17 protein-coding genes and 3 pseudogenes are annotated in these 24197 nt (G+C 40.7%); 3 read left to right on the top strand and 17 right to left on the bottom strand.

Annotated elements, in window-relative coordinates:
* Positions 1 to 20 precede the first annotated feature (20 nt).
* Genes ACZ1G6_RS03480 through ACZ1G6_RS03470 form a run of 3 tightly spaced genes read left to right on the top strand, consistent with a single transcriptional unit; the run spans position 21 to position 3237 of the window.
* The gene (locus tag ACZ1G6_RS03480; protein WP_472618082.1) at positions 21 to 1610 is read left to right on the top strand and encodes a bifunctional metallophosphatase/5'-nucleotidase; all 1590 of its coding nucleotides are present in this window, start codon (positions 21 to 23) and stop codon (positions 1608 to 1610) included.
* A 6-nt stretch (positions 1611 to 1616) separates the two neighbouring features.
* Positions 1617 to 2630: a hypothetical protein gene (locus ACZ1G6_RS03475; RefSeq protein WP_472618081.1), complete on the top strand. Its 1014-nt coding sequence runs from the start codon at positions 1617 to 1619 to the stop codon at positions 2628 to 2630.
* Positions 2587 to 3237, top strand: coding sequence for a GGDEF domain-containing protein (locus tag ACZ1G6_RS03470; RefSeq protein WP_472618080.1), 651 nt, complete (start codon positions 2587 to 2589; stop codon positions 3235 to 3237). Before ACZ1G6_RS03475 ends, ACZ1G6_RS03470 begins: the two co-directional genes overlap by 44 nt.
* Here the strand turns inward: ACZ1G6_RS03470 and mutT are convergent.
* The 17 genes and pseudogenes from mutT to ACZ1G6_RS03385 all read right to left on the bottom strand — a co-directional run bounded on the left by mutT (position 3210) and on the right by ACZ1G6_RS03385 (position 24196).
* Positions 3210 to 3626 carry an 8-oxo-dGTP diphosphatase MutT gene (mutT, locus tag ACZ1G6_RS03465; protein WP_472618079.1) on the bottom strand — a complete coding sequence of 139 codons (417 nt, stop codon included), beginning with the start codon at positions 3624 to 3626 and terminating at the stop codon, positions 3210 to 3212. The two genes, ACZ1G6_RS03470 and mutT, sit on opposite strands and share 28 nt — an antisense overlap.
* A gap of 6 nt (positions 3627 to 3632) precedes the next feature.
* Positions 3633 to 6334 (bottom strand): annotated as a pseudogene (gene secA, locus ACZ1G6_RS03460) (preprotein translocase subunit SecA).
* Positions 6335 to 6460: 126 nt separating this feature from the next.
* The gene (locus ACZ1G6_RS03455) at positions 6461 to 7333 is read right to left on the bottom strand and encodes a M23 family metallopeptidase (RefSeq protein ID WP_472618078.1); all 873 of its coding nucleotides are present in this window, start codon (positions 7331 to 7333) and stop codon (positions 6461 to 6463) included.
* 137 nt (positions 7334 to 7470) lie between these two features.
* Complete coding sequence (gene lpxC, locus ACZ1G6_RS03450; RefSeq protein ID WP_472618077.1) at positions 7471 to 8400, bottom strand: UDP-3-O-acyl-N-acetylglucosamine deacetylase; 930 nt, start codon at positions 8398 to 8400, stop codon at positions 7471 to 7473.
* Positions 8401 to 8595: 195 nt separating this feature from the next.
* Positions 8596 to 9741, bottom strand: coding sequence for a cell division protein FtsZ (gene ftsZ / locus ACZ1G6_RS03445; protein WP_472618076.1), 1146 nt, complete (start codon positions 9739 to 9741; stop codon positions 8596 to 8598).
* 68 nt (positions 9742 to 9809) lie between these two features.
* Positions 9810 to 11038, bottom strand: a pseudogene (ftsA, locus tag ACZ1G6_RS03440) (cell division protein FtsA).
* Between the two features lie 14 nt (positions 11039 to 11052).
* On the bottom strand, positions 11053 to 11379 hold the full coding sequence (locus ACZ1G6_RS03435; protein ID WP_472618075.1) for a cell division protein FtsQ/DivIB: 327 nt from the start codon (positions 11377 to 11379) through the stop codon (positions 11053 to 11055).
* Complete coding sequence (locus tag ACZ1G6_RS03430; protein WP_472618074.1) at positions 11369 to 11857, bottom strand: cell division protein FtsQ/DivIB; 489 nt, start codon at positions 11855 to 11857, stop codon at positions 11369 to 11371. Before ACZ1G6_RS03430 ends, ACZ1G6_RS03435 begins: the two co-directional genes overlap by 11 nt.
* Positions 11858 to 11865: 8 nt before the next feature.
* Complete coding sequence (locus tag ACZ1G6_RS03425) at positions 11866 to 12822, bottom strand: D-alanine--D-alanine ligase (protein WP_472618073.1); 957 nt, start codon at positions 12820 to 12822, stop codon at positions 11866 to 11868.
* Positions 12819 to 14303 (bottom strand): UDP-N-acetylmuramate--L-alanine ligase, encoded by a 1485-nt coding sequence (gene murC, locus ACZ1G6_RS03420; protein WP_472618916.1) that lies wholly within the window; start codon positions 14301 to 14303, stop codon positions 12819 to 12821. Before murC ends, ACZ1G6_RS03425 begins: the two co-directional genes overlap by 4 nt.
* 26 nt (positions 14304 to 14329) lie before the next feature.
* The gene (gene murG / locus ACZ1G6_RS03415) at positions 14330 to 15415 is read right to left on the bottom strand and encodes an undecaprenyldiphospho-muramoylpentapeptide beta-N-acetylglucosaminyltransferase (RefSeq protein WP_472618072.1); all 1086 of its coding nucleotides are present in this window, start codon (positions 15413 to 15415) and stop codon (positions 14330 to 14332) included.
* Positions 15408 to 16679, bottom strand: coding sequence for a cell division protein FtsW (gene ftsW / locus ACZ1G6_RS03410; protein WP_472618071.1), 1272 nt, complete (start codon positions 16677 to 16679; stop codon positions 15408 to 15410). Before ftsW ends, murG begins: the two co-directional genes overlap by 8 nt.
* Entirely contained in the window at positions 16676 to 18121 is a 1446-nt protein-coding gene (gene murD, locus ACZ1G6_RS03405; protein WP_472618070.1) for a UDP-N-acetylmuramoyl-L-alanine--D-glutamate ligase, read from the bottom strand. Before murD ends, ftsW begins: the two co-directional genes overlap by 4 nt.
* A 21-nt stretch (positions 18122 to 18142) precedes the next feature.
* Entirely contained in the window at positions 18143 to 19225 is a 1083-nt protein-coding gene (gene mraY, locus ACZ1G6_RS03400; protein WP_472618069.1) for a phospho-N-acetylmuramoyl-pentapeptide-transferase, read from the bottom strand.
* A 2-nt stretch (positions 19226 to 19227) separates the two neighbouring features.
* Positions 19228 to 20802 carry a UDP-N-acetylmuramoyl-tripeptide--D-alanyl-D-alanine ligase gene (locus tag ACZ1G6_RS03395; protein ID WP_472618068.1) on the bottom strand — a complete coding sequence of 525 codons (1575 nt, stop codon included), beginning with the start codon at positions 20800 to 20802 and terminating at the stop codon, positions 19228 to 19230.
* Positions 20795 to 22417, bottom strand: a complete 1623-nt coding sequence (locus ACZ1G6_RS03390; RefSeq protein ID WP_472618067.1) for a UDP-N-acetylmuramoyl-L-alanyl-D-glutamate--2,6-diaminopimelate ligase — start codon at positions 22415 to 22417, stop codon at positions 20795 to 20797. The genes ACZ1G6_RS03395 and ACZ1G6_RS03390 overlap by 8 nt, the downstream gene beginning before the upstream one ends.
* A pseudogene (locus tag ACZ1G6_RS03385) lies at positions 22404 to 24196 on the bottom strand (peptidoglycan D,D-transpeptidase FtsI family protein). The gene ACZ1G6_RS03390 and the pseudogene ACZ1G6_RS03385 overlap by 14 nt, the downstream one beginning before the upstream one ends.
* Position 24197: the final 1 nt, after the last annotated feature.

The following is a 24197-nucleotide window of genomic DNA, read 5'->3' as shown; positions in this document are numbered from 1 at the left end:
TAAGTAGTTTTGCCAACAACATGAAGATACAAAACATTAATTATCAAGCCAATACTAAACATTTATCTCTTTGGGCATTTGCTCATTGCGTTGGCGCATTTCCCATATTGATAGTTGCGCTTAGTTTTCTATCGTGCTTTAAAACATATGCCCAAACAACAGACGCTCATCAAGAATTCACTATTATCTTTGCCGGTGAACTACTAGATATTTCAGATCCCCAAACAGGTGCATATGCGCAGTTAAAGCATCTATATGAACAAGAGAAACAAGAGAACCCCGCGACATTTCTATATTTTCTAGGCGGTTCAATTGGTCCTAGCGCTTTATCGAATCTTGACAGAGGCTCTCATATAATTGATATATTAAACAGCGTAGAGCCTGACGTAATGGCTGTATCAAAGCGTGATTTTAGCTATTTTGAAGATGAGTTATCACTACGTTCTTTTGAAGCTGCATTTCCAATGGTAGCAAGTAATCTATTAGATAAGCGTATCAATGATGTACCTGATGGTTTAGTCCAATCTGCTTTAGTCAGCAAACAAGGTATCACGGTTGGTTTTATCTCAATCATGCATGAACGCCTCATAAATGAATATTTACTGTCATATATCGACGTTGAGACGCCAGAGTCTACAATACGCGAGACTGCTAAAGCGCTCAAAGCTAGTGGTGCAGATATTGTTATTCTACAAAGCTTCTACCCATTTGATTTTATTCCACAGCTACTTAATCAAAACATTATCAGTTTAGCGGCTAATTCAAATACTAGGCTTCAAACAAGCGTTTATCAACAACTGTCGAGCATTGAAAAGTTAAAAGCATTTTCTGAGCCTGGGAAAGCCATTGTCGTTAAAGCAAAGATTGAAGAATCAATAAATATAGTCGAGTCACGAGAAGTCACCTTGAGCACTTTTATCAAAGATATTGATATTCAGCACCAAATTGACTCATATAAACTTCGGCTAGATAGACTATTAAATGATGTTATTGCCAGTTGGGATGGGAATTACTCAACCCGAAGAGAGGATATTAGAGGCAAAGAAAATGCGTTTGGTAATTATATTGCTGATACGATGAGAAATTTTGCCGGTACTGACATCGCCATTGTCAATAGCGGAAGTATAAGAGGAGACACAAGTTATTCAACTGACTCTCGTATTACTTTAAAAACAATTGCTAGTGAGCTCCCTTACCGTTCAACATTGACAATAATTAATGTAAGCGGAGCAGATTTGCGTATGGCACTTGAAAATGGGCTATCTACTATTGAAGATTTAAGAGGGAAATATCCGCATGTTTCAGGCATAACAATGGTGTATGACAGCACTAAATCTCCAGGGAACAGAATTGAATCGCTTAGTATCTTAGGAGAGACGATAGAGGACGATAAACTATACAGCTTAGCTACGACAGGATATTTAGCAGATGGAGGCGATGGCTATGTGTCACTTAAAAATGCGCAACAACTAACCCACTCAAGCATTAAGAACACTATTCTTATTTCTGATTTGATTTTGCGAGATTTGCGCTTAAAAGGCCGGCTAAGCAGTCAAATTGATGGTCGAAGCGTTGATCGTGCACTAAGTAGTCAAGATGGTGATAAGTAGATGGCGATGAATAAAAAACGTAAAACCATTCGCTACTTTATTGCTGCACAAGTTTGCATTGTCGCAATATTTACGCTCATTACTTATGCAACCCTTAATCAATTAGGCTATCTTGAAAAGCAAATAGCTACTTTGTCTGAAGATGCTGTACCTAAAATCACGTTGGCTTCATCGCTGAATAACCAAATTCAAAATCTAGCAACGCTAACTACAATTTTGTCAAACTCGCAGACCAACCCTGCGCGCGCCCAAGCAATGTCAAAAACGGATAATTTGCTAGCCTTAATTGACAGCGCATTGCAAACAGATAGTGCTGAAAGCCTTTTTATCGTCAAACAACTATCTACCCTGCGTGCAGAAATAAGCGAGCTTAACGATTTAATTGAGCAAAGAATTCGACAAGAGCAATCTTTGGTTCAAACCCAAGAGTTGCTAAGTGAAAACTTCTATCAGCTGTTTTTGGACTTTGATTCAATGGATAATATCGATGAAATTGAAAATAATATTCATCAAATCATTTTAACTACAAACCAAATCACGCAACAAACTCGCATGCATAAGCTTAGGCAAATAGAAGAATCTCTTGGAGCAGAATTAAGAGAAATTACACTTATGGCAAATCAATCTAGTGATCTTAAGATACGTCAAATTGCGGATATAAAAAACTTATTGATTGGCCCTGAAGGCGTGGTCAATCAAAAGATAGCATCACTGCGTATTACAGGTCGAGCAAGAGGCCGTGACAACTTTGTCCGAAACCTTATTGCTGATGTTGCTAGTAACTTGCAATACCAGACTCAACTTATTAATCAAGAGACCCTCAAAAGTGCAAGGCTAGCCAATCAGACCGCTGAACAACAAACGCAATATACTGTCCTTGCTAGCCTAATATCTATGGCAATAGCAGCAGGGATTATTTATTTTTTGTACAAACAAATCATTTTCAGATTGGTATCGCTTTCAAGCCAAGTCAAACGTGCAGTTGACGATAAGAATTCCACAATATCGATGCCTTGGTAATGACGAAATTGCCAGTCTTGCTGATATATTTTCAATCTATTTAAACAAAGTCAAAGACCAAGAAGATACGCTGTTAAGCTTGAGCTTAACCGATCCCCTGACAAACATCCCCAACAGAAGAGCTTTTGATGACAAGCTCAAACACACTCTGTCCCTTTGTAAGCGCAACAACTGGTCTGTTTCAATCTTGTTGCTTGATGTCGACTTTTTTAAACGCTATAACGACGAGTATGGCCATACAAAGGGAGATGATTGTCTGGTTCAAGTTGCTAATACGCTAGTGACCACGCTTAGCCGCGGATCTGATTTTTGCGCCCGATATGGCGGTGAAGAATTTGTTTGTATTTTACCCAATACAAGCAGTGAAGGTGCTAAAAAGAAAGCAGAACAACTACGTGATTCCATTGAGTCTTTAAGTATTGCACATGCCGCAAGTGACATTGCAAAAGTCGTCACAATAAGCGTAGGTAGTGCAAGTTTTCCAGCTGAAACATTTGAGCAATGGGAAGATGAAAATTTATTTGAGTACGCTGACAATCAACTATACAAAGCTAAACATAGTGGAAGAAATCAATGTGTTCATACCGAATTTGGCCCAGCTTCATGATCTACATTAGTTGATAACCAAGCGATAATCGCCTCATTAGCAGCAGGAAACTCAAGTTCGCGTAAGCGTTCGAAAGACACCCATTGCTGCTCTAATCCCTCAAGACTTTGTGCTTGTCCAGAGAAATCATCAACAAAAAACACACATAAACGAACAGTTTTATCTGGATAAGAAAATGGAATATCAAGCATATGCTTGGCGCGATTTACATCGATATTGACTTCTTCCGCTAATTCTCTTTTAAGACCTTGTAATGGTGTCTCGCCTTTTTCTATTTTTCCACCAGGGAACTCCCATTTGTTCCCTTGATGTTGAGAAGCTTGACGCTTAGTCACAAAGTAATGATGCTGCTTTGTAATGACGCCAACGGCTACGTTAACTTCTTTCATTAACCCTTACAACTTTCCACAGCATTGTTTGTATTTTTTCCCTGAACCACATGGGCAAGGGTCGTTTCTGCCCACTTTAGGCCCTTGACGCACAGCAGTTTGAGGTTTTTGCGGTGCTTCTTGTTCTTGTGTAGGTTCTTTGTGCGCAACCATTTTCTCGGCCTCAGCTCGTCTGCGCTGTGCTTCAACAGCTTCTACATCAGACTCTTCGCGTACTTGCACCTTACTTAAAATACTAATAACTTCAATCTTTAGGTTATCAAGCATTTCAGAAAATAACTCAAATGACTCACGCTTATACTCTTGTTTCGGATTTTTTTGTGCATACGAACGCAAATGGATACTTTGCCTCAAATAATCCATTGCTGCTAAATGCTCTTTCCATAAATTATCAAGTGTTTGTAGCATAATTTGCTTTTCAAAGAGTCTTAAGACTTCTGGACTTACAGCCCTTTCCTTCGCATCATAAGATTCAATTACTTTTTCAAGTATAAATTCACGAAGCTTTTCTTCATAAAGCTTATCATCATCATCTAGCATCTGTTGAATAGGTAATTCCAACAAATAATCACTTCTTAAACGCTCTTCAAGACCTGCAACATCCCACATCTCTTCTAATGATTGTGGGGGAATATATTGGCTAATAACGGTATTAACGACGTCCTGACGAATATTTACAATAGTGCTTGCGATATCTCCTTCGTCAAGCAACTCGTTACGTTGCTCATAAATTACTCTACGTTGATCATTGGCAACATCGTCGTATTCAAGAAGCTGCTTACGCATATCAAAGTTGCGGCCTTCCACTTTACGTTGTGCATTTTCAATGGCTCGACTGACCCAAGGGTGCTCGATTGATTCGCCTTTTTCCATCCCTAATCGTTTCATCATATTACCCATCTTTTCAGATGCGAATATGCGCATGAGCGGATCTTCCAGAGACAAGTAGAGAACGTGATGAGCCTGGATCGCCTTGTCGACCAGAACGACCACGTAATTGATTATCAATTCGTCTAGATTCATGTCGTTCTGTACCAATAATATGTAAACCGCCTGATTCAAGAACGGCATCATGCCTTGCTTGCCATTCTTCTTTTAATTTGGCAACGGCAGATTCAGTTGGATTTTTTAACTTTTCTAGCAATACATCAAAATTCCCACCCAAAACAATATCGGTTCCACGGCCTGCCATATTAGTAGCAATTGTAACTGCACTAAGGCATACCTGCTTGCGCGACAATATCGGCTTCTTCTGCATGGAATTTTGCGTTTAATACCTTATGCTTTATCTTTTCTTTCTTAAGCAAGGTAGATAGTAGCTCAGAATTTTCTATAGAAATTGTGCCCACTAAAACAGGTTGGCCTTTTTCAACACAGGTCTTTATATCTTGGATGATAGATACAAATTTCTCTTCAGTGGTTAAATATATTTTATCCGCATGGTCCTGACGAATCATTGGCTTGTTTGTGGGAATAACAACTGTTTCTAAGCCGTATATGCTATGAAATTCAAACGCTTCAGTTTCAGCCGTACCGGTCATGCCGCTAAGTTTTTCATACAGTCTAAAGAAGTTTTGGAACGTAATAGATGCCATTGTTTGATTTTCGTTTTGTATCTTGACACCTTCTTTGGCTTCAACCGCTTGGTGGAGACCTTCAGACCAACGACGGCCTTCCATCGTGCGGCCTGTGTGTTCATCTACAATAACGATTTGATCATCTTTTACAATGTAATCAACGTCTTTTGTAAACAGCTTATGAGCTTTTAAAGCTGCATTTACATGATGTAACATAGGAATATTTGCCGCCGCAAACAAAGATGCGCCATCATCAATTAAACCCGCTTTTTGTAGCAACTCTTCTACAAACAATTGACCATTTTCCGTCAAATGGACCTGCTTAGCTTTTTCGTCAATTGTATAATGACCATCGCCATGTGCATCTTCTTCATCTTCTTTGTCTTGAACTTCAAGATTAGGAATTAGCGTATTAATTTTTTTATAAAGCTGTGAACTATCCTCTGCCGCACCTGAGATTATAAGCGGTGTTCTAGCTTCGTCGATTAGAATTGAATCTACTTCGTCAATTACTGCGAAGTGTAAGGGACGCTGCACCCGATTTTCTGGACTAAATGCCATATTGTCACGCAAGTAATCAAAGCCGAACTCATTATTAGTGCCATAAGTAATGTCAGCTTTGTATGCCGCAAGTTTCTCATCATGGGTCATTCCAGGAATATTGCAGCCTACCGTTAAGCCAAGAAAAGAAAAGAGCGCTCTACTCCAATCTGCATCTCGTTTTGCTAGGTAATCGTTTACAGTAACAACGTGAACACCTTTACCTGTTAAAGCATTCAAATAGGTAGGCAGCGTTGCAGTGAGTGTCTTACCCTCACCTGTTCGTTGCTCAGATATTTTCCCTTGATGCAGTACCAAACCACCTTTCATTTGAGCATCAAAGTGTCGCATCTTGTAAACACGCTTTGACGCTTCCCTGACCACAGCAAAAGCTTCTACTTTAATTGATTCTAAAGACTCACCATCGGCAAGCTTTTGTTGGAAATAAGTGGTTTTTGCCTTCAGTTCATCATCGCTTAGGGCTTCCATTTCGGGTTCAAGCGCATTAATTTGATTAACAACTTTGCGAAGTTGCTTTAGCAAGCGAGAGTTACGGGTCCCAAAAATTTTCTTAAATATACTGGCAAACATGCGATGAAAGCGTCCAATTGTTGTTTTTGTTAAAAATGAGTTACAGCAGGCAAAGCTCGCCTTTGTAATTTCTATTCAAGGAGTTTATAAGCAATAGCGCGCTATTATACAAAACCGTAGCGGTAGTTATTTATAAATATAAGGAAGGGGATCAACCTGACGGCCGTTTTTAATGACTTCATAATGCACATGTGGTCCTGTTGAGCGCCCTGTACTGCCCATTTGTGCGATAGCTTGACCTTTCGTGACAACATCACCAACAGAAACATTTAGAATATTATTGTGTCCATAACGCGTCACAACGCCATTACCGTGATCAATTTCGACTAAGTACCCATAACCTGAACGTTCACCAGACCATGTTACTATACCAGCACCTGTTGCCAACACATCAGTTCCTTCACTACCAGCGAAGTCTACACCTTTGTGCATGGTGGGGGTGCCCGAAAATGGATCTTTTCGTATACCGTAATGAGATGATAACCAACCTTTACTAACTGGCCTACCGGCCAAGTTACTCTCTTGTTCTATATTGTGGCCAGATAACACAGATTCAAGTGCTGTGACTTGCTGAATTTTAAATTCAAGTGCTTCGGCCATTTTTGTCATATGTTCGGAAATTTCCGAATCTTTATATAATGATTGTTTGATATCAGCGGATAGGACAAAATCTTCGGTACTTAACCCATTTTTTTCCGCCAAATTAGAAGAGATAATATCAAGATGATTCAGTTGAGCCTGCATTTTTGCAAGTTGCCCAATTAAGGTGTCGACTTTTTCGTTTGTGACTTGACTTAGGGCACTGACTTTTGAAGCTTGTTCTTCCAAACCGGTTTTAACAACATTCAAGCGAACTTGGTTTTCAAAGTTTGAATCACTTGAGCGACTAGAGATAAGTAATACAAGCGACACACCCACCATAAGGCTTACCGTTTTACGAATCGAGAAACGCTTCGCTATACGGGTTTTGTTGCCTTTAACTAATATGGTGATACTCATTAGCTTACTTTATTCTCTGTGTAGATATTGTTAATCAAAACGACCCGACATTTTAAAGAGCTCGGGGGAAAAATCAAACATTTATTAGTCAACCTTACGCCTTTTATTACGCGTAAAGTGGCTCGTTATCATATCTGCTAGGCAAAATTAATACCTAATCCAGATGGGCTTTCAATATATTTTATCGGCAGACTATCTTCATTCTCAAACTCCACATATTCCCATGCAGACAAGTCAGATAACACCGCGTTCAACAGCTTATTGTTCAAGCCGTGCCCTGTTTTATATGCCACGAGCTCTCCAATAAGGTTGTGTCCGCCTAAAAATAGATCACCCACCGCATCTAAGATTTTATGCTTCAAAAACTCATCAGAATACCGAAGTCCTTCCGGATTCAACACTCTAAATTCATCTAACGCGACTGCATTGTCCATGCTTCCGCCTAAAGCAAGGTTCATGGAATTCATCATTTCTAAATCTCGCATAAACCCAAAAGTACGAGCTCTGCTTACTTCATCGACATAAGAGTCTTTTGAAAAATCTAATACACAATGCTGTCTTGTTTGAGAAATAGCCGGATGATTGAAATCTATTGCAAAATCGACTTTAAAGCCATCAAAAGGCCTTATCTCTGCCCATTTGTCGTCTTCTTCTACACGCACCGGCTTGACGATTTTGATGAATTTTTTTGGTTTCTCTACCTCGACAATGCCAGCGCTTTGCAAAAGAAAAATAAAGGGGCTAGCGCTACCATCAAGGATTGGTAATTCATGGCTATCGACTTCTACAATGATGTTGTCAATGCCTAAACCAGAAAGAGCAGATGCAAGGTGTTCTACAGTGTGAATTGAGTGGCCATCCTCATTAGTAATGCATGTACATAACATGGTGTCACCCACATCTTTAGCATTGGCCTTAATGTCTGCTGGAGGACTTAAATCAACGCGCCTAAATACAATGCCGGTGTCAGCAGGTGCTGGACGTAAAGTCATAGTCACTTTTCGTCCTTTATGCAAGCCTATGCCAGTCTCTGTAATTGAGGTTTTTAATGTTCGTTGTTTTAACATATCCTACCTGCTTAATAAAAATCGGTTGCGGAGTATATGCCAAAAACCTACGTAAGTCAAAGAATTCCAGTTTTGCAAGTATTTTTTCATCCATTTCAAACTGTTCAGACCAGTCATAATTAATACCGACTCACTACTGATTTTTAGCAACTCAACCCATTGGCGTAAAAACGCCAATGGGTGTGCCTATTCTATCTAATCAGCTTGACGCCTAAGAAAGGCTGGAATATCTAAATACTCGTCTTCTAAAGGTTGCTCTTCTTCAATTTTAACCGCTTGGCTGCCGTCAACAGAAGCACTCGAACGCGACTCTGACATGGAAGAAAGCTCACTTCGAGACGAAACGTTTGACTCATTGCTTACAAGCGAAATGTCTGGCTTGCGTTCAGCGCCAATGCCAGTTGCCACAACGGTCACTCTAATTTCATCTTGCAACTCCGCATCAATAACCGTACCCACAACAACAGTCGCGTTTTCTGATGCAAAAGCCTTTACAGCATTACCAATCACTTCATATTCATCAATAGCGAAATCTAAACCAGCAGTAATATTAACTAATATACCGCGAGCGCCAGATAAATCGATATCTTCAAGTAAAGGACAAGCAATCGCTGCTTCTGCTGCTTCTTCTGCACGATCTTCGCCTTTACCAATACCAGAGCCCATCATTGCTGTACCCATTTCTGACATCACTGTTTTTACATCAGCAAAGTCAACATTCACCAAACCAGTTTTGGTGATCAGTTCAGCAATACCTTGGACAGACCCCTTAAGTACATCATTGGCAGCGTTAAACGCTTGCAATAAAGGCGTACCTTTACCCATGACTTTCAATAGTTTTTCATTTGGGATCGTAATTAATGAATCAACATGCTTAGACAATTCAGTAATACCCTGATTGGCAAACTCTAAACGTTTTTTACCTTCAAAAGGAAATGGCTTAGTTACTACCGCTACCGTCAAAATACCCATATCTCTTGCCAGCTTAGCGACTTCTGGTGCGGCACCTGTTCCTGTTCCGCCACCCATGCCCGCAGTTATAAAGACCATATCAGCACCGTCTAGGGTTTGCCTGATTTTTTCGCGATCTTCATGAGCAGCATCACGACCAACATTAGGATCAGCGCCTGCACCCAAGCCTTTCGTTAGCTCAGTACCAATTTGAATCTTTACGGTTGCTGTTGACTTTTTTAATGCTTGAGCATCAGTGTTCATAGCGATAAAATCAACGCCTTCAATGGTTTGAGAAACCATATATTCAACGGCGTTACCACCACCACCACCAACGCCCACGACTTTGATGACAGCTTCATCAGTCGGCGTATCCATTAGTTCGAACATTATTATTCTCCGAATCTTGCTAAGTCTGCGCACACAGACTTGTTATTGTTTTAGCGCTTAAAGGACCCCTAAAATGCACCTTTAAACCATTTTTTAACACGATTAAACGCATTATCTTCGTCACTTTGTAATGACTTTTTATTATTATTAAAATCTTGCTTTGCATACTGTAATAGACCCACTGCTGTTGCAAACACTGGGTCATCGACATGTTCTGACAAGCCTTTCACATTGTGAGGCGAGCCTACTCTTACCGGCATATTGAAAATGTCTTCTGCAAATTCGACAGCCCCTTCCATTTTGGAGGTGCCGCCTGTAATTACCAAACCAGCTGCTATTTGTTCTTCTAATCCGCTAGCTTTGATGTGCTCATAAGCAATCTCTAGTAGTTCATGGTATCTAGGTTCGATTACTTCGGCTAATGTATGGCGGGATAAAGCTCTTGCTGGACGTCCCCCCACACTTGGCACATCTATGGTTTCTTCCATATTCACCATACCCTTCAACGCACATGCATAATTTACTTTTATTTGTTCTGCATTGTTCATTGGCGTGCGGAAAATCTTAGCAATATCGCTCGTAATTTGGTTTCCCGCCAAGGGTATAACAGCAGTATGTCTTATTGCGCCGTCTGTGTAAATGACTATATCAATAGTTCCGCCACCAATATCAGCAACCGCAACGCCTAATTCCTTCTCATCTTCAGTTAAAACCGCAAAACTAGAAGCTAGTGCACCAAAAATTGTTTGGTCAACAACCAAGCTGCAATTCTCAACGCATTTAACTAAATTCTTCGCCATATCATCCGCACATGTGATGATATGTGCTGCTGCCACCATTCTTACACCTGACATCCCTAGTGGATTTTTTATCCCCTCTTGAACATCAATAACGTATTCTTGAGGCAATACATGCAACAGCTTTCTCTCTGCGGCCATAGGCACAGAACGTGCTGCATGGATAACATTGTCAATATCATCCTGCGTGACTTCTTGGTTATTAATAGGAATCATGCCAGTCTCATTCTGACACTGAACATGACGTCCACTTATTGACATAAACACACTAGAAACATGGCAATCAGCCATAAGTTCCATTTCATTAATCGCATTACGCACAGAGTCTATCACTAGGTCGAGATCGTTAACTCCCCCTTCTCCATACCTCTTGACTTATGCTTTCCAACGCCAACAATAGAGATATTGCCATCATCTAATAACTCACCCACGACGGCTTTTACCATACTGGTACCGATATCTAATCCTACAACAAAATCTCTTTCTAGCGCCTTAGACAAAACCGTTCCGTCCTTTAAAAATTATTATTATTTGATATTGGAGATAGCGAATTTAATTCATCTCCCCAACCTACCGCCAAGCCTGTGTCATATCGCAAGTCAACATATTCAACACTCTTTGGTTCTTTTGAAATAAGAGGATAGACGTCAATGTATCGCTGAAGGCGATTTATGTATTGCTGTCGTCCTAGTTTAAGTAAAATCTCATTTTGCAAAATTACCTGCCATGCAAACCGTTCACTTAAAAACAATTGCGCTACTTTTTGACCTGTCGAATTAAGTAAACCTTGCATATGAGTATAGCCTATCAATGCTGTTTTCTCACTACCACTAAGGGCCATATAATTTAGGCAAGTTTTGCGCCAAGTCAGGCCGGTTTTTCTGCATATCTTTAAACCCATCAAAGGTCTCGCCAAACTTGTTCAATAACAAGTCATCATTCCATGTTGCTACTGCTTTTTGCTCAATTACATGAATGTACAACTTACTTGGCCATCGTTTTCGAATAGACGCTGAATACACCCAAGATTGAGCTTCCATTAAGGTGTGTACTTCATTTACGTCTAGCGCAAAAAAACTCCCTGAAGCATTTGTTCTTACAATTGTTTCAAGCTTGCTGGGCTCTAACATTAACATTTGGCCACTAAAAATTATCTCTTGAACTGGCAATCGTTGCTCATCTTGCAACCATTCCCGAATCCAAAACACTGCATAAATCATGACAACAATGACACATAGAAATACCGGCAAGCCTATAGCCATTGGCGCTTTTTCGGGCGCTAAGCTTGTTTCTTGAGTATTAACTAAGTCATTGCTCATATCATCAACTATCCGACTTCGGTGTTAATAGGCAAGCTTGTGCGAAGCACCGATAACACTAATGCTTCAAAACATAAACCGGCTTGTTTGGCCGCTTTAGGAACCAAACTTTTTGTTGTCATGCTAGGAACTGTATTGCTTTCGAGTAAGTAAAAGGCCCCTTTAATATCGCGCATAATATCGATGCGCCCCCAACCGCTTCCTTGAAGTGCGTGGAACGCTTTTACAGCTAAAGCTTGTATGGCTTTTTCTTCAATATCATCAAGTCCACTTGGGCAAAAATATTCGGTAGTATCACTTTTGTATTTGGCATGGTAATCATAAAAGCCGCTTTGCGCCTTCATCCTTATAGAAGGCAAGGCTTTACCATCTAAAATACTGACCGTATATTCAGGCCCAGTAATAAAAGACTCAACTAAGATTTTGCTGTCAAATTCAAGTGCGTGCAATATCGCTTTGTCCAATGAACTAATATCAGTTGCTTCTGACATGCCCAGGCTTGAGCCTTCAAGACTTGGTTTAACCATAACATGGCCACCTAAATCACGAAGAATGTCATGGCACATATCTGATTGGTAGGACCCTGCATTGACGACTTTGTAATCTGCTGTTGGTAAGCCTTGAGCATGCCAGATAAACTTACTCAACACTTTATCAATCGCTAATGCTGAACCTGTTACACCCGTTCCTGTAAACGGAATGTTTAACTGGGACAGCGCCCCTTGAATGGTGCCATCCTCACCACCAGCACCGTGCAAAGCGATGAAAACTCGCGTAAAGCCTTGTGTCTTCAATTCTGTTATGCATTTAGATTGAGTATCAAATAAGTGCGCATCGATACCTTGTGAGACAAGCGCACTATGGATTGCGTTTCCTGATGCAATACTGACCTCGCGCTCTGCTGAATGACCGCCATAAAGTACAGCAACTTTGCCAAATATTTTTTGCATATCATTACTGCTCATAGATCATCTCTCTGGGCTGCCATACTTTTATCGTGCAGTAACTGTAAATCGAAATCATGTTGAGCTAACTGTTGTGCGATGTTGCCAATATTGCCAGCCCCCTGCAGAAAAACAAGGTCACCATCTTGCACAATATCACTAAGCACTTCATATAAATGCTCTGGGCGTCCAACATAGATAGGGTCAATTTTTGCACGTTGCCTAATTGAACGACATAGACTTTTACTGTCAGCACCTTCTATCGCATTTTCGCTTGCAGCATAAACATCTAACAATAATAAGGTATCAACTTTTGACAAGGTCTCAACAAAATCCTCATACAAATCGCGCGTTCTTGTATAGCGGTGAGGTTGATATACCATGACTAATCTGCGTTTTGGCCAATTGCTTCTTGCCGCAGCAATTGTCATATCGACTTCTGTTGGATGGTGGCCATAATCATCCACTAGGGTAATGTTTGCGCTGTGTGTTGAGCGCTGTGTTGTGTGAGCAAAATCGCCCAAAATCTGGAAACGACGACCAATTCCAGCAAATGAAGATAGTGCTGCTAGAATATGCTTATCATCAATACCTTCTTGCGTGGCAATGGCAACTGCTGCAGTAGCATTAAGTACATTGTGGATACCCGTGGCACTTAGCTCTATATTGATGGGGTTTAGGTCGCCACGCGTGACTGTAAAACTGGCTTTGTTTAGCCCATATTCTATATCTTTTGCAACAAAGTCATTGTCGTCATGTAAGCCATAAGTGACATACTTACGACTAATACGCTCGCAAAGTTCCTTAACGTTCTCATCATCGCCATATAAAACGGCTAAGCCATAGAAAGGTAAATTATGAATAAAGCCTATATAGGCAGCCTTCATTTTATTGAAGTCCCCATCATACGCTTCTAAATGATCAGGTTCGATGTTTGTGATAACGGCCATTGTTGGCTGTAAGTGCAAAAATGAAGCATCACTTTCATCTGCTTCAGCAATGAGGTATTTGCTTTCACCAAGCTTTGCATTTGTCCCTGCACTGGTCAACAATCCACCAATAACAAAAGTTGGGTCGAGTTTTGCCTGTGAAAAAATAGTGGCAATTAAGCTAGTCGTTGTTGTTTTACCATGCGTACCGGCTACCGCTATTCCATATCGAAATCGCATTAGCTCTGCAAGCATTTGCGCCCTTCTAATAACGGGAATTCGTTGAGCATTTGCGGCCAGTATTTCTGGGTTTTCTGGGTCGATCGCAGATGAAACTACTACAACATCAACTGCTTTTAAATTGTCACCATCATGGCCTATATAAATTGACGCACCCATGTTTGCTAATCGTTGTGTCATACTTGCGTCTTGCATATCTGAACCGCTGACTTGATAACCTAAATTAATCATCACCTCGGCAATTCCACCCATACCTGCGCCACCAATACCAACAAAGTAGATATGATCAACTGCTCGCATTTTATGCGGGCGAGAATGCATATTATTCTGCATTTCAGGCGGTACCACTTTATGGGTCATTAATTAGAGTCCTTTTGTTTAGATGTTATCGTTTGCGTCAATACCATAGCCAGCATTTGACTTGCATCGTTTTTGCAAATTTCTCGCGCTTTTTGGCCTATTTTAATCCGATTTTCCGGATGTTCACACAACTTTATGAGGCAAGGTTTTAATTCTGTCTGCAGTTTGCTTTGCGGGATTAAAAAACCAGCATCTTGCTTAACTAAACTCATTGCATTTTTTGTTTGGTGGTCGTCAACGGCGATGGGTAATGGAACGAAAATAGCGACTCTGCCACTAGCAGCAACCTCAGAAACGGTCAATGCGCCCGCTCGGCAAATAATAATATCGGCCCATTCAAAAGCGGCACTTATATCATCAATAAACTCGTTAGTTGATGCAAAACAATGCCCTTTATATGCTTCATCAAGTGCCGCCTGCTTTTGTTTCCCAGATTGATGGCGCACTTGAATCGGATAGGTGTTGGCAATATCAATCATTATATTTGGTAACACTTGATTAAGCGCAAGTGCGCCTAGGCTTCCTCCTACTACTAGAATATTGGTGCTAGTGGCACGTGGCCTAGTTGGAATATGAAAAAACTCATCCCTAATAGGATTACCGATATGCATAAACTTATTTGATTGGTTGCCCTTTTGTTCGCTCGACAAATCAAAACCAGTAAAAGTCGTGCTAGCCAATTTTGATAAATACCGATTTGTCATCCCTAGGACTGCGTTTTGTTCGTGTACAAACAGGGGAATATTTAGTGTAAATGCCGCTAAACCGCCGGGGCCACTTGCATAACCGCCCATACCTAAAACCATGTCTGTCTTGGATGATTTTAATATGCGACGCGCCTGATAAAAGGCTTTTAGCAGACGAAAGGGCATTAATAGCTTAGTCAGCCATCCTTTACCTCTTAGTCCGCCAATATCAATAAAGTCAATATCAAATCCATATCTTGGTACTAGATCAGCCTCCATTTTATCGCGTGTACCAATCCAATTGATTGTCCAACCTTCTTTGGATAATAGTTGTGCAATCGCGATACCTGGGAAAACATGACCGCCCGTCCCACCTGCCATTATCGTTAATCTAGGCATAATCATCCTCATCGCTGAGATTAGGGTCTTTATCTATGTTTCGTTTTTTTGTTTTAGTCGATGAGCGTCTAGACGACTTGCGTGCTTTAGGGATAGCTTGGACTCCTTCAACTCTCATTTCAAAGTCAATGCGCAGCAATATTGCCACAGCAACTGTCATTATAATGAGTGATGACCCGCCATAGCTTACTAAGGGTAAGGTAAGTCCCTTAGTGGGTAAAATCCCAGTACTAGCGCCGATGTTGACCGCAGTTTGAAGACAAAACCATATTCCAATCGAGTAAGCGGTGTAAGCCTCAAAGGGTCGTTTGTTATGCAGCGCTTTGTTGGCAAGTCTTAGCGCCGTTAATATGATAAAAAAGACAAGTACTAAAACTACCAAGACCCCAATAAATCCTAACTCTTCAGCTAAAATTGCCATAATGAAATCTGTATGTGCCTCAGGCAAAAACTCTAACTTTTGTAAGCTATTACCTAAACCCTGTCCTAACCATGAGCCTCTTCCGTATGCCATTAAAGACTGCGTTAGCTGATAACCTGTTCCAAATGGATCTGCCCAAGGGTCAAGAAAGCCCGTGATTCTATTGCGTCGATAATCCGAATAAATAATCAGTAAAACGAAGGCGCACAGTCCTGAAAAAATGATCGCAAAGAACTGCCATAGCTTTGCACCAGCTAGAAATAACAAAGCAATCGTTGTGGTAAACATCACAATTACGGTGCCCAAATCTGGTTGAGCTAGCAATAGACCTGCAAACATAAAAAATACAATAATGGGTTTGATAAAGCCTTTTAAGTTTTCGGTGACTTGTTCGTATCGCCTTACTAAATACCCTGCTAAGTATAAAAAGAAAAAGAGCTTTGCCGGCTCTGCCGCCTGAATGGTAATTGGTCCCAATACAATCCAACGAGTAGACCCATTCACCGTTCTACCAATTGCCAACACAATTACTAGTAGCGCCAAGCCAAGCAATAAAAGATAAGGGTTTGTAAGACGCCAAAAACTCATTGGGACATTGAGGGTAACGATGCCAACACACAAGGCAATAGCAATGTAGATCCCATGGCGAATTGAAAAGTGATAAGGGTTATCATGCAGCCTTTCTGCAATAGGCATTGAAGCTGACGTGACAATAATAAAACCGATTGTGTAAAGCGCAATAACAACTAACACCAAGCCCATATTATACGCGCGCTTGTCGCTAGCATCTTGCACATCATGCTTAGCGGCGAACATTTCAATCAGGCTATATTGTTTAGTCATATGCCTACCTTAGTTGGTGAACGCTCACTTTTATGAGCTAGTTCATTCGCATAACGAGCAAATTCGTTCCCTCTATGTTGATAATTATCAAACATATCAATACTTGCACAAGCAGGTGATAGTAGTACTAAGATACTTGTTGAAGAAGATGAAACAAGCAGTGACTCAGCTACTTGCTGGGCTATCGATACTGCTTCTTTCATAGATTTTGCAAAGTGTTTATCAACAGTGCAAGTGTCAAACAATTTAGCATCTTGACCCAATAAAATGAGCACATCTACTTGTTGATTAATATGTACTTTAAAGTCATCAAGTGATGTTCCTTTTGCGTCTCCACCGGCAATTAGTATGATTTTATCAGCATTACTTGCAGCGTCTTTCAAAGCTACAATAGCAGCCCCAGGATTGGTCGCTTTTGAATCATTTATCCATGTGACATTGCCAGAATTTGCAATGGTTTCATATCGGTGAGGCAAACCACGGTAGCTTTCTAAGCACTTAAGGCATGTATCTAGTGGTAAATTAAGTATATCTACACAGGCTATGACTACTTGCATATTCGATAAGTGGTGAGCGCTAAGTGCAAGATGATTAGGTACACTAAAAAGTGTTTGTGTTGTTTTTCCTTTTACATGCCGTTCAATGCTACCCGCAGCGCTTGAGTAGCTCACATCTGTTAAGAGGTTTTGACTAAGTCCAAAGCTTACTGCACTTGCCTTACTCGACGAAACAAGCTCTTGCGATGGCACGGTATTTTGGTCGTCGTGATTAAAAATCACATATTTAGCTTGATTGAATATTCTATGTTTTGCCGCAAGGTAATGCTCAAAAGAACCATGCCAATCGATGTGATCTGGTGTGACATTTACGATACAGCTAATTAGTGGTTGCAGATAATTTGCCGTTTGCAATTGAAAACTCGAAAGCTCTAAAACGATATAATCAAGTGGCTTATCTAATAACGCTAATGCGCTGGTGCCAAAGTTTCCACCCACCTCAGATTGATAGCCACATGCGCATATCACTTTATGTAACATATCGACCACTGTGCTTTTGCCATTGGAGCCCGTAATTGCAATAACAGGAACACTATTTGCCATGGCAAACAAGTCAATGTCATTTAACATTGGCTTACCTGTAGACATATATGAAGCGATGAAAGTTTGTCGTAAATTAACACTAGGGCTAACTACACAATAATCAAAGTGCTGTAATGAGGTGTGTTTATCAATAACGGCAAATGACAAAAAAGATGAAAATGCTGCTAATTGGTAATCAGCAATAAATTGTTGTTGTTCTGTATCAGTGAATACGTTTTTATCAAAGACAGTGAGTTTCACCCCTTTTTCTAAAAGGTACTGCGCGCTTTGCTTGCCACTAACACCAAAACCAATCAGTGCAACATGTTGGTGAGCAAATTCAAGCGGGCGGTTAGTATTCACAATAATTACTCGCTAGATATCTTATCGTAGCTTTAAAGTGGCTAAACCCACTAAAACTAAGATCAAGGAGATAATCCAAAACCGAACGATTACACGTGGCTCCGGCCAGCCTTTTAGCTCGTAATGATGATGAATAGGTGCCATTCTAAATATACGTTTTTTGCGAAGTTTAAAACTCCCTACTTGCAAAATGACCGACATTGTTTCAGCGACAAATATCCCTCCCATGATAATTAATACAATTTCTTGCCGCACCAAAACGGCCAGCACACCTAATGTACCCCCTAAGGCCAAAGAGCCCACATCGCCCATAAACACTTGTGCTGGATAGGTGTTAAACCATAAAAAGCCAAGTCCAGCACCGACAATAGCGGTACAAACAATCACTAACTCGGACGTCATCGGGATAAATGGAATATTCAAATACTCAGAAAATACAATATTTCCTGTAGCATATGCGAAAATCGCAAACGCACCAGCGACTAAGATCGTTGGCACAATAGCTAAGCCATCAAGTCCGTCAGTAAGATTTACTGCATTACTTGTCCCTACAATTGCAAAATAAGCAATGATGATATACATAAACCCCAGTTGTGGCATGATATCTTTGAAAAAGGGGACAATTAAAGAAGTCTCAGCGTCCAAGCTTGCAGTAGAATACAAAAAGAATGCGACGAGGATTGCGATGACAGATTGCCAGAAATATTTCCATCTCGCAATTAAGCCTTTTGGGTCTTTTCTTACCACTTTTCTGTAGTCATCGACAAAGCCTAAAATACCAAAACTAATAACAACAAAAAGTGTCACTAAAACATATTTATTGCTTAAATCCGCCCACAATAAGCAACTCGTCAAAATTGCCGCTAAAATTAACACCCCGCCCATCGTAGGTGTACCCGATTTAGACAGATGACTCTGGGGGCCGTCATCACGAACAGTTTGTCCAATCTGCATTCTTTGTAGCCAAACAATCATTTTTGGCCCAATCAAAATAGCAATTAATAGAGCGGTAAGGGTACTTAAAATCGCACGTAGCGTGAGATAAGAAAATACATTAAATGCACTTTCGTATTGAGTTAGCCAGTCGGCGAGCCAAATTAACATCGTTAAGACTCCTTTTTATTATTCGTTATTGGTGGAGTAGTACTTGCTAATGCACCGTTGGATATAAATGGATTTTGCTTTGCTTTTTGCTCGCTTACATTTACCAGTAAGTCAGCATCTTCTTTGGTTTCAAAATCAAATTGGGTAATCGCCTCAACTACCTCCTCCATTTTGGCACTTCTTGAACCTTTTACTAAAATTGTAATATTCGAAGTAGCATGGGAATGAGTCTTTTCTTGAGCCGATAATTGACACTTTGCATATGCAGGTGCAACAAGTTTCAGCAAGGCATCTATCGCTTGTGGTTTATTGCTGCATGCCATGCCGCGGCTCTTCATCTCTCCACTTGAATAAGCACTTAGTTCACCACATGAAATTAACACGTCAATGTCTTTGTCAAACGCATGTTTACCTATTTGTTGGTGGTACATAGCTGCTTGGTCGCCTAACTCTCCCATATCACCAAATACAAATATACGAAGGCCTTTAAAAGTTGCCAATAGGTCTATTGCCGCTCTTACTGAACCAACATTCGCATTATAAGTGTCATCAAGTACTTTTATGTGAGGATTGATAACCTTAACTGCCAAGCGGCCGCTTACACTTTGCATGGCAAAAAGGCCTTTTTTTACATCCGACAATTCAGCCCCTGCACTCATTGCTAGTGCACCTGACAAAACCGCGTTTCCAACATTATGTACACCGGGTACACGCAATCTAATAGCTACTTGGCCAATTGGGCTATTGAACGTAAATTCTGCGCAACCGTCATGATTGATGGTTATATCTGTAGCATGAAAATCACCAGCTTCACTCTCGTAAGAATACGTCAGTAAGTGTTTTGTCGATGCCTTACCTTGCCAAAAATCAAAGAATTGACTATCTCTATTAAGAATGACAATGGCATCTTGATTTAAGTCTTTTATGATTTCGCTTTTTGCTCTGGCGACACCAAAAAGACTGCCAAAACCTTCAATATGAGCGGCCGAAGCATTGATTATCGTACTGACATCTGGCTTTACGAGAGAGCGCGTATAGTCAATTTCGCCTTGATGATTTGCCCCCATTTCAATTACTGCAAAATCATGTTCTTCGGTTAATCTAAGGAGCGTTAGTGGTACGCCAATATCGTTATTGAAGTTACCACTTGTTGCCAGAACACTCCCTCGCTGCGATAAAATTGCATTTACCATCTCTTTAACTGTCGTTTTACCACTAGAACCAGTAATACCGATGGTTTTTGGCTTGACTTTTTGCCTAACAGAGCAGGCAAGCTGACCCAATGCGATACGTGTATCTTCAACCAAAATATAATCGATACCTAGCGCACACTGCTCTTCACTTGGAGGGCGACTCAATATCAATAATACTGCGCCTTTTTCATGGGCCTCTTGTAAATAATCATGGGCATCAAAATTTGGCCCAACCAAGGCTATAAATAAATCGCCCGTTTTTATTTGACGAGTATCTGTGCTGACTGAGTGAATTTCAGTTGCTAAAGACAAAGCGCTATTTTCTGATAAATATAGTTTGCCGCTTACGCTTTGACTGATCCATTCTATGCTACTTTTAATCATTAAGGCCACCAAGGTCGGCAGACTGTAAAGTTTTTTTATTAAGTAAATCGATTGTTTTTAACACTGTTTCTCTTTCATTATATCTTACTCGCTTACCCATTATTTCGATATCATTCTCGTGACCCTTTCCTGCCATTAGCACTAAGTCCCGGCACGTCGTATCTAAAAGAGCAAGATGTAAGGCTTTTTCTCTATCAAGCTCAATTCTGATTTTCTCGGGTTGATGCAGACCTTTTAGCATATCGTTTACGATATCATTTGGGTCTTCTGTTCTTGGATTGTCTTGGGTAATCACAATACTATCAGCAAACTCTTCAGCAATCGCAGTCATCAATGGCCGCTTAGTCCGGTCTCTATCACCACCACAACCAAACACACAAATAAGTCGACCTTTTGTGTGTAAGCGAGCCGCAATGAGTGCCTGCTTTAATGCATCGGGTGTATGTGCATAATCTACTAGTATACTGGCTTGATTTGAGCTAAAAAGTTCCATCCGTCCATCGACACCCACAATTTCGGGTATTAACGTAACGAGTTGCGTAAATGAGTATCCCAAGCGAAGCAAGGTTGCTACTGCCGCTAAGACATTTTGAATATTAAATTGGCCAATTAGAGGTAAACGCACTCTTGCATTTCCCCAATCTGACAAAAGGTCAAATTCGCTCCCTTTGTTTGTAAACTGAATATTAGCTGCGCATAGATTGCCATGATCCAGCACTTGAGTTGCAGAAAACCAAGTAATGATTGACTCATCAAAGCGCTGCTTAATCCTTTGCATCCAAGCCTTACTATATGGGTCATCTGCATTTAGCACAAAGGTTTGAACCCCTTCAAAGTCACACAAAGACAACTTTGCTTCTAGGTAATCATTCATAGTTTGGTGATAGTCAAGGTGGTCTTGGCTTAAGTTGGTAAACACAACTGCATGCACTGGCAGTTGTGTTAGCCTATTTTGTGATAAACCATGTGATGAAGCTTCTAGTGCTAGATAATGACAACCCGCTTGGCGAGCTTGATACAGATAATCAGATGAACTAACGATATCAGGTGTAGTATTGATTGTTTTTCCAATAAGCTGTTTACCAGCACTTGTGTATGCTATATGTCCTAACGTACCTACACTCATGCCGCACTGATCGATCTTACCTAATAATTGTGCAATCAAATTGGCCACTGATGTTTTCCCATTAGTCCCAGTAATGGCAATAACCTTTGTGTCTGGCAGGTTATCATCAACACACGACACCCCATAAAACTCATGAGCAAGACTGGCGACTAAAACACTCAAATCGGGGATAGTCAAAATACATGATGACTGTTCTAATGCAATGTCAGCTCGCACTCGTTCATGCTCATCAGCTTCACGCAGTATGATATGACAGCGTCTTTTTTGCGCATCAGATATATATCTGCGCCCATCTGTCTGCCCGGTTTTCAATGCAATAAAAATTGTGCTTTCGTTTACTTGACGACTGTCGACGCTAAGTCTATTGATCGTCTCTACAGCAAAGCTTGTGATATATTTATGAAAGTCTGATAACGCAAAAAGTTCACCATTGGTGAACTCATTTAAGGCTGTAAACAATCGCATTAGTTTTGGACTACCTAGCTGCATGTAGCTGCCCCTCCAACACTACATCTACATTCATCGCGTCGGGCGGTACATTTAGCATTTGCAAGGTACTGGAGACTATTTTTGAAAAAACAGGTGCAGCCGTATCACCTGCATAATAAAAATCACCAGCAGGCTCATTGATAAGAACAACAACGGCAATTTGAGGATCTGACACTGGTGCAATACCTGCAAATATATTGACATATTCTAAGCCGTATCCGTTAGCGATAGCTTTTTTACTGGTACCTGTTTTACCTGCTACTCGGTAGCCAAGGCACACGTGCTTTAGTTCCTGTGCCACCCTCTTGTGTGACAGTCTCCATCATTAGCACCAGATCTCTTGCTGTTTGTTCTGACATAACTCGCTCAGGTTCATCAAAACTATCCATACCTTTGACAATTTTTAACGGTAATTTCACCCCACCATTACCTATAGTCGCGTACATCCTTGCAAGCTGAGAAGCAGTAATTGATATCGTATAACCAAAAGAAAGCGATGAAATTTCATGTTGAGACCAGCGACTTCTTTCATGAAACAAACCTGAGGATTCACCCATCATATTAATGCCCGTGTCACTCATCAGGCCCATATTATAATAGTAGTCAATTAACACATCCTTTGGCATTGACAATGCTAACTCTGAGGTACCCATATTACTTGAGTACTTGATGACTTCTGTTAGTGTAATTTCGCCATAGTTGCTTGAATCAGAAATGCGACTGCCACCTAGGCGTTTCCAACCTGGAGACGTGTCTAACACACTATCAGCGTGGTAATTCCCATTTTCTAATGCGGCAATAACCGCCATGGGTTTTAAGGCAGAACCAGGCTCATAAGCATCAGTTATCGCTCTATTTCTGACTCGGTGACTCGCAAGCGTTGAGCGATTATTGGGGTTATACGAAGGTGTATTTGCCATAGCAAGCACCTCGCCTGTGTGCACATCGATAACAACTACTGAAGCCGATGAAGCTTCATATAACACTGTCGCTTCTTTAATTTCCCGGTAAGCTAAGGCCTGTATACGTTGATCAATAGTCAGGACTAAGTCTTTTGCCTTAATGCCTTTTTCTTCCTCCATAATTTCTACTTGGCGGTTTTTTGCATCTCGACGAATTCGACGTTTATCAGGTGTACCCGTTAGCCATTCATTATAAAGGCTTTCGATGCCCTCTTGCCCCTTATCGTCAACATCGGTAAAGCCTATTACATGGGCAGAAACTTCCCCCGATGGGTAATAACGCTTTGCTTCATTACGTAAATATACGCCAAGGTAATTTTAATTGTGACACGAAATCTGCCATCGCTGGCGTAATTTGACGTTGTAGGTAAACAAAGCGTTGTTTTGGATTATCTACTCTGGCAATTAGGGTCTCAAAATCTGTATTGAGCACTTCACTTAATGCGCGCCAACGACGCTTGTCTTCTAAGCTATTATTTTGGGCGATAATTTTAGGGTCGGCATAAATAGCTTGGGCGGGCACACTGACGGCGAGTTGCTCACCGTGCCTGTCGGTAATAAGGCCTCTATAGCTAGGCACATCTCTGACCCGTATTGTTCGCTTATCACCATGAACAATTAGATCATCTGGTTGGATTACCTGAATAAATGCCGCGCGCGAAGCCAATGTTGCAAAAACTAATATCACACCAACAAATACAAGCGCAAAACGCCATTCAACTAAATATGGAGATATTTTTTTCTTTGCTTGCTTGTTCTTATTGGCCCCGTTTTTACGAGGTTTTCTAGGCTTTTGAAGAGTAGCAGTGACTGTCATA

The organism is Glaciecola sp. HA4-3 (assembly GCF_055693685.1).
This window is presented reverse-complemented; position numbering and strand designations above follow the sequence as displayed.

Excerpts from the sequence above, each read along its gene's own strand:
- ACZ1G6_RS03480 (WP_472618082.1), top strand. The coding sequence starts at position 21 with ATGAAGATACAAAACATTAATTATCAAGCCAATACTAAACATTTATCT.
- ACZ1G6_RS03475 (WP_472618081.1), top strand. The coding sequence starts at position 1,617 with ATGAATAAAAAACGTAAAACCATTCGCTACTTTATTGCTGCACAAGTT.
- mutT (WP_472618079.1), bottom strand. The coding sequence starts at position 3,626 with ATGAAAGAAGTTAACGTAGCCGTTGGCGTCATTACAAAGCAGCATCAT.
- ACZ1G6_RS03455 (WP_472618078.1), bottom strand. The coding sequence starts at position 7,333 with ATGAGTATCACCATATTAGTTAAAGGCAACAAAACCCGTATAGCGAAG.
- lpxC (WP_472618077.1), bottom strand. The coding sequence starts at position 8,400 with ATGTTAAAACAACGAACATTAAAAACCTCAATTACAGAGACTGGCATA.
- ftsZ (WP_472618076.1), bottom strand. The coding sequence starts at position 9,741 with ATGTTCGAACTAATGGATACGCCGACTGATGAAGCTGTCATCAAAGTC.
- ACZ1G6_RS03435 (WP_472618075.1), bottom strand. The coding sequence starts at position 11,379 with ATGGCCCTTAGTGGTAGTGAGAAAACAGCATTGATAGGCTATACTCAT.
- ACZ1G6_RS03430 (WP_472618074.1), bottom strand. The coding sequence starts at position 11,857 with ATGAGCAATGACTTAGTTAATACTCAAGAAACAAGCTTAGCGCCCGAA.
- ACZ1G6_RS03425 (WP_472618073.1), bottom strand. The coding sequence starts at position 12,822 with ATGAGCAGTAATGATATGCAAAAAATATTTGGCAAAGTTGCTGTACTT.
- murC (WP_472618916.1), bottom strand. The coding sequence starts at position 14,303 with ATGCAGAATAATATGCATTCTCGCCCGCATAAAATGCGAGCAGTTGAT.
- murG (WP_472618072.1), bottom strand. The coding sequence starts at position 15,415 with ATGCCTAGATTAACGATAATGGCAGGTGGGACGGGCGGTCATGTTTTC.
- ftsW (WP_472618071.1), bottom strand. The coding sequence starts at position 16,679 with ATGACTAAACAATATAGCCTGATTGAAATGTTCGCCGCTAAGCATGAT.
- mraY (WP_472618069.1), bottom strand. The coding sequence starts at position 19,225 with ATGTTAATTTGGCTCGCCGACTGGCTAACTCAATACGAAAGTGCATTT.
- ACZ1G6_RS03395 (WP_472618068.1), bottom strand. The coding sequence starts at position 20,802 with ATGATTAAAAGTAGCATAGAATGGATCAGTCAAAGCGTAAGCGGCAAA.
- ACZ1G6_RS03390 (WP_472618067.1), bottom strand. The coding sequence starts at position 22,417 with ATGCAGCTAGGTAGTCCAAAACTAATGCGATTGTTTACAGCCTTAAAT.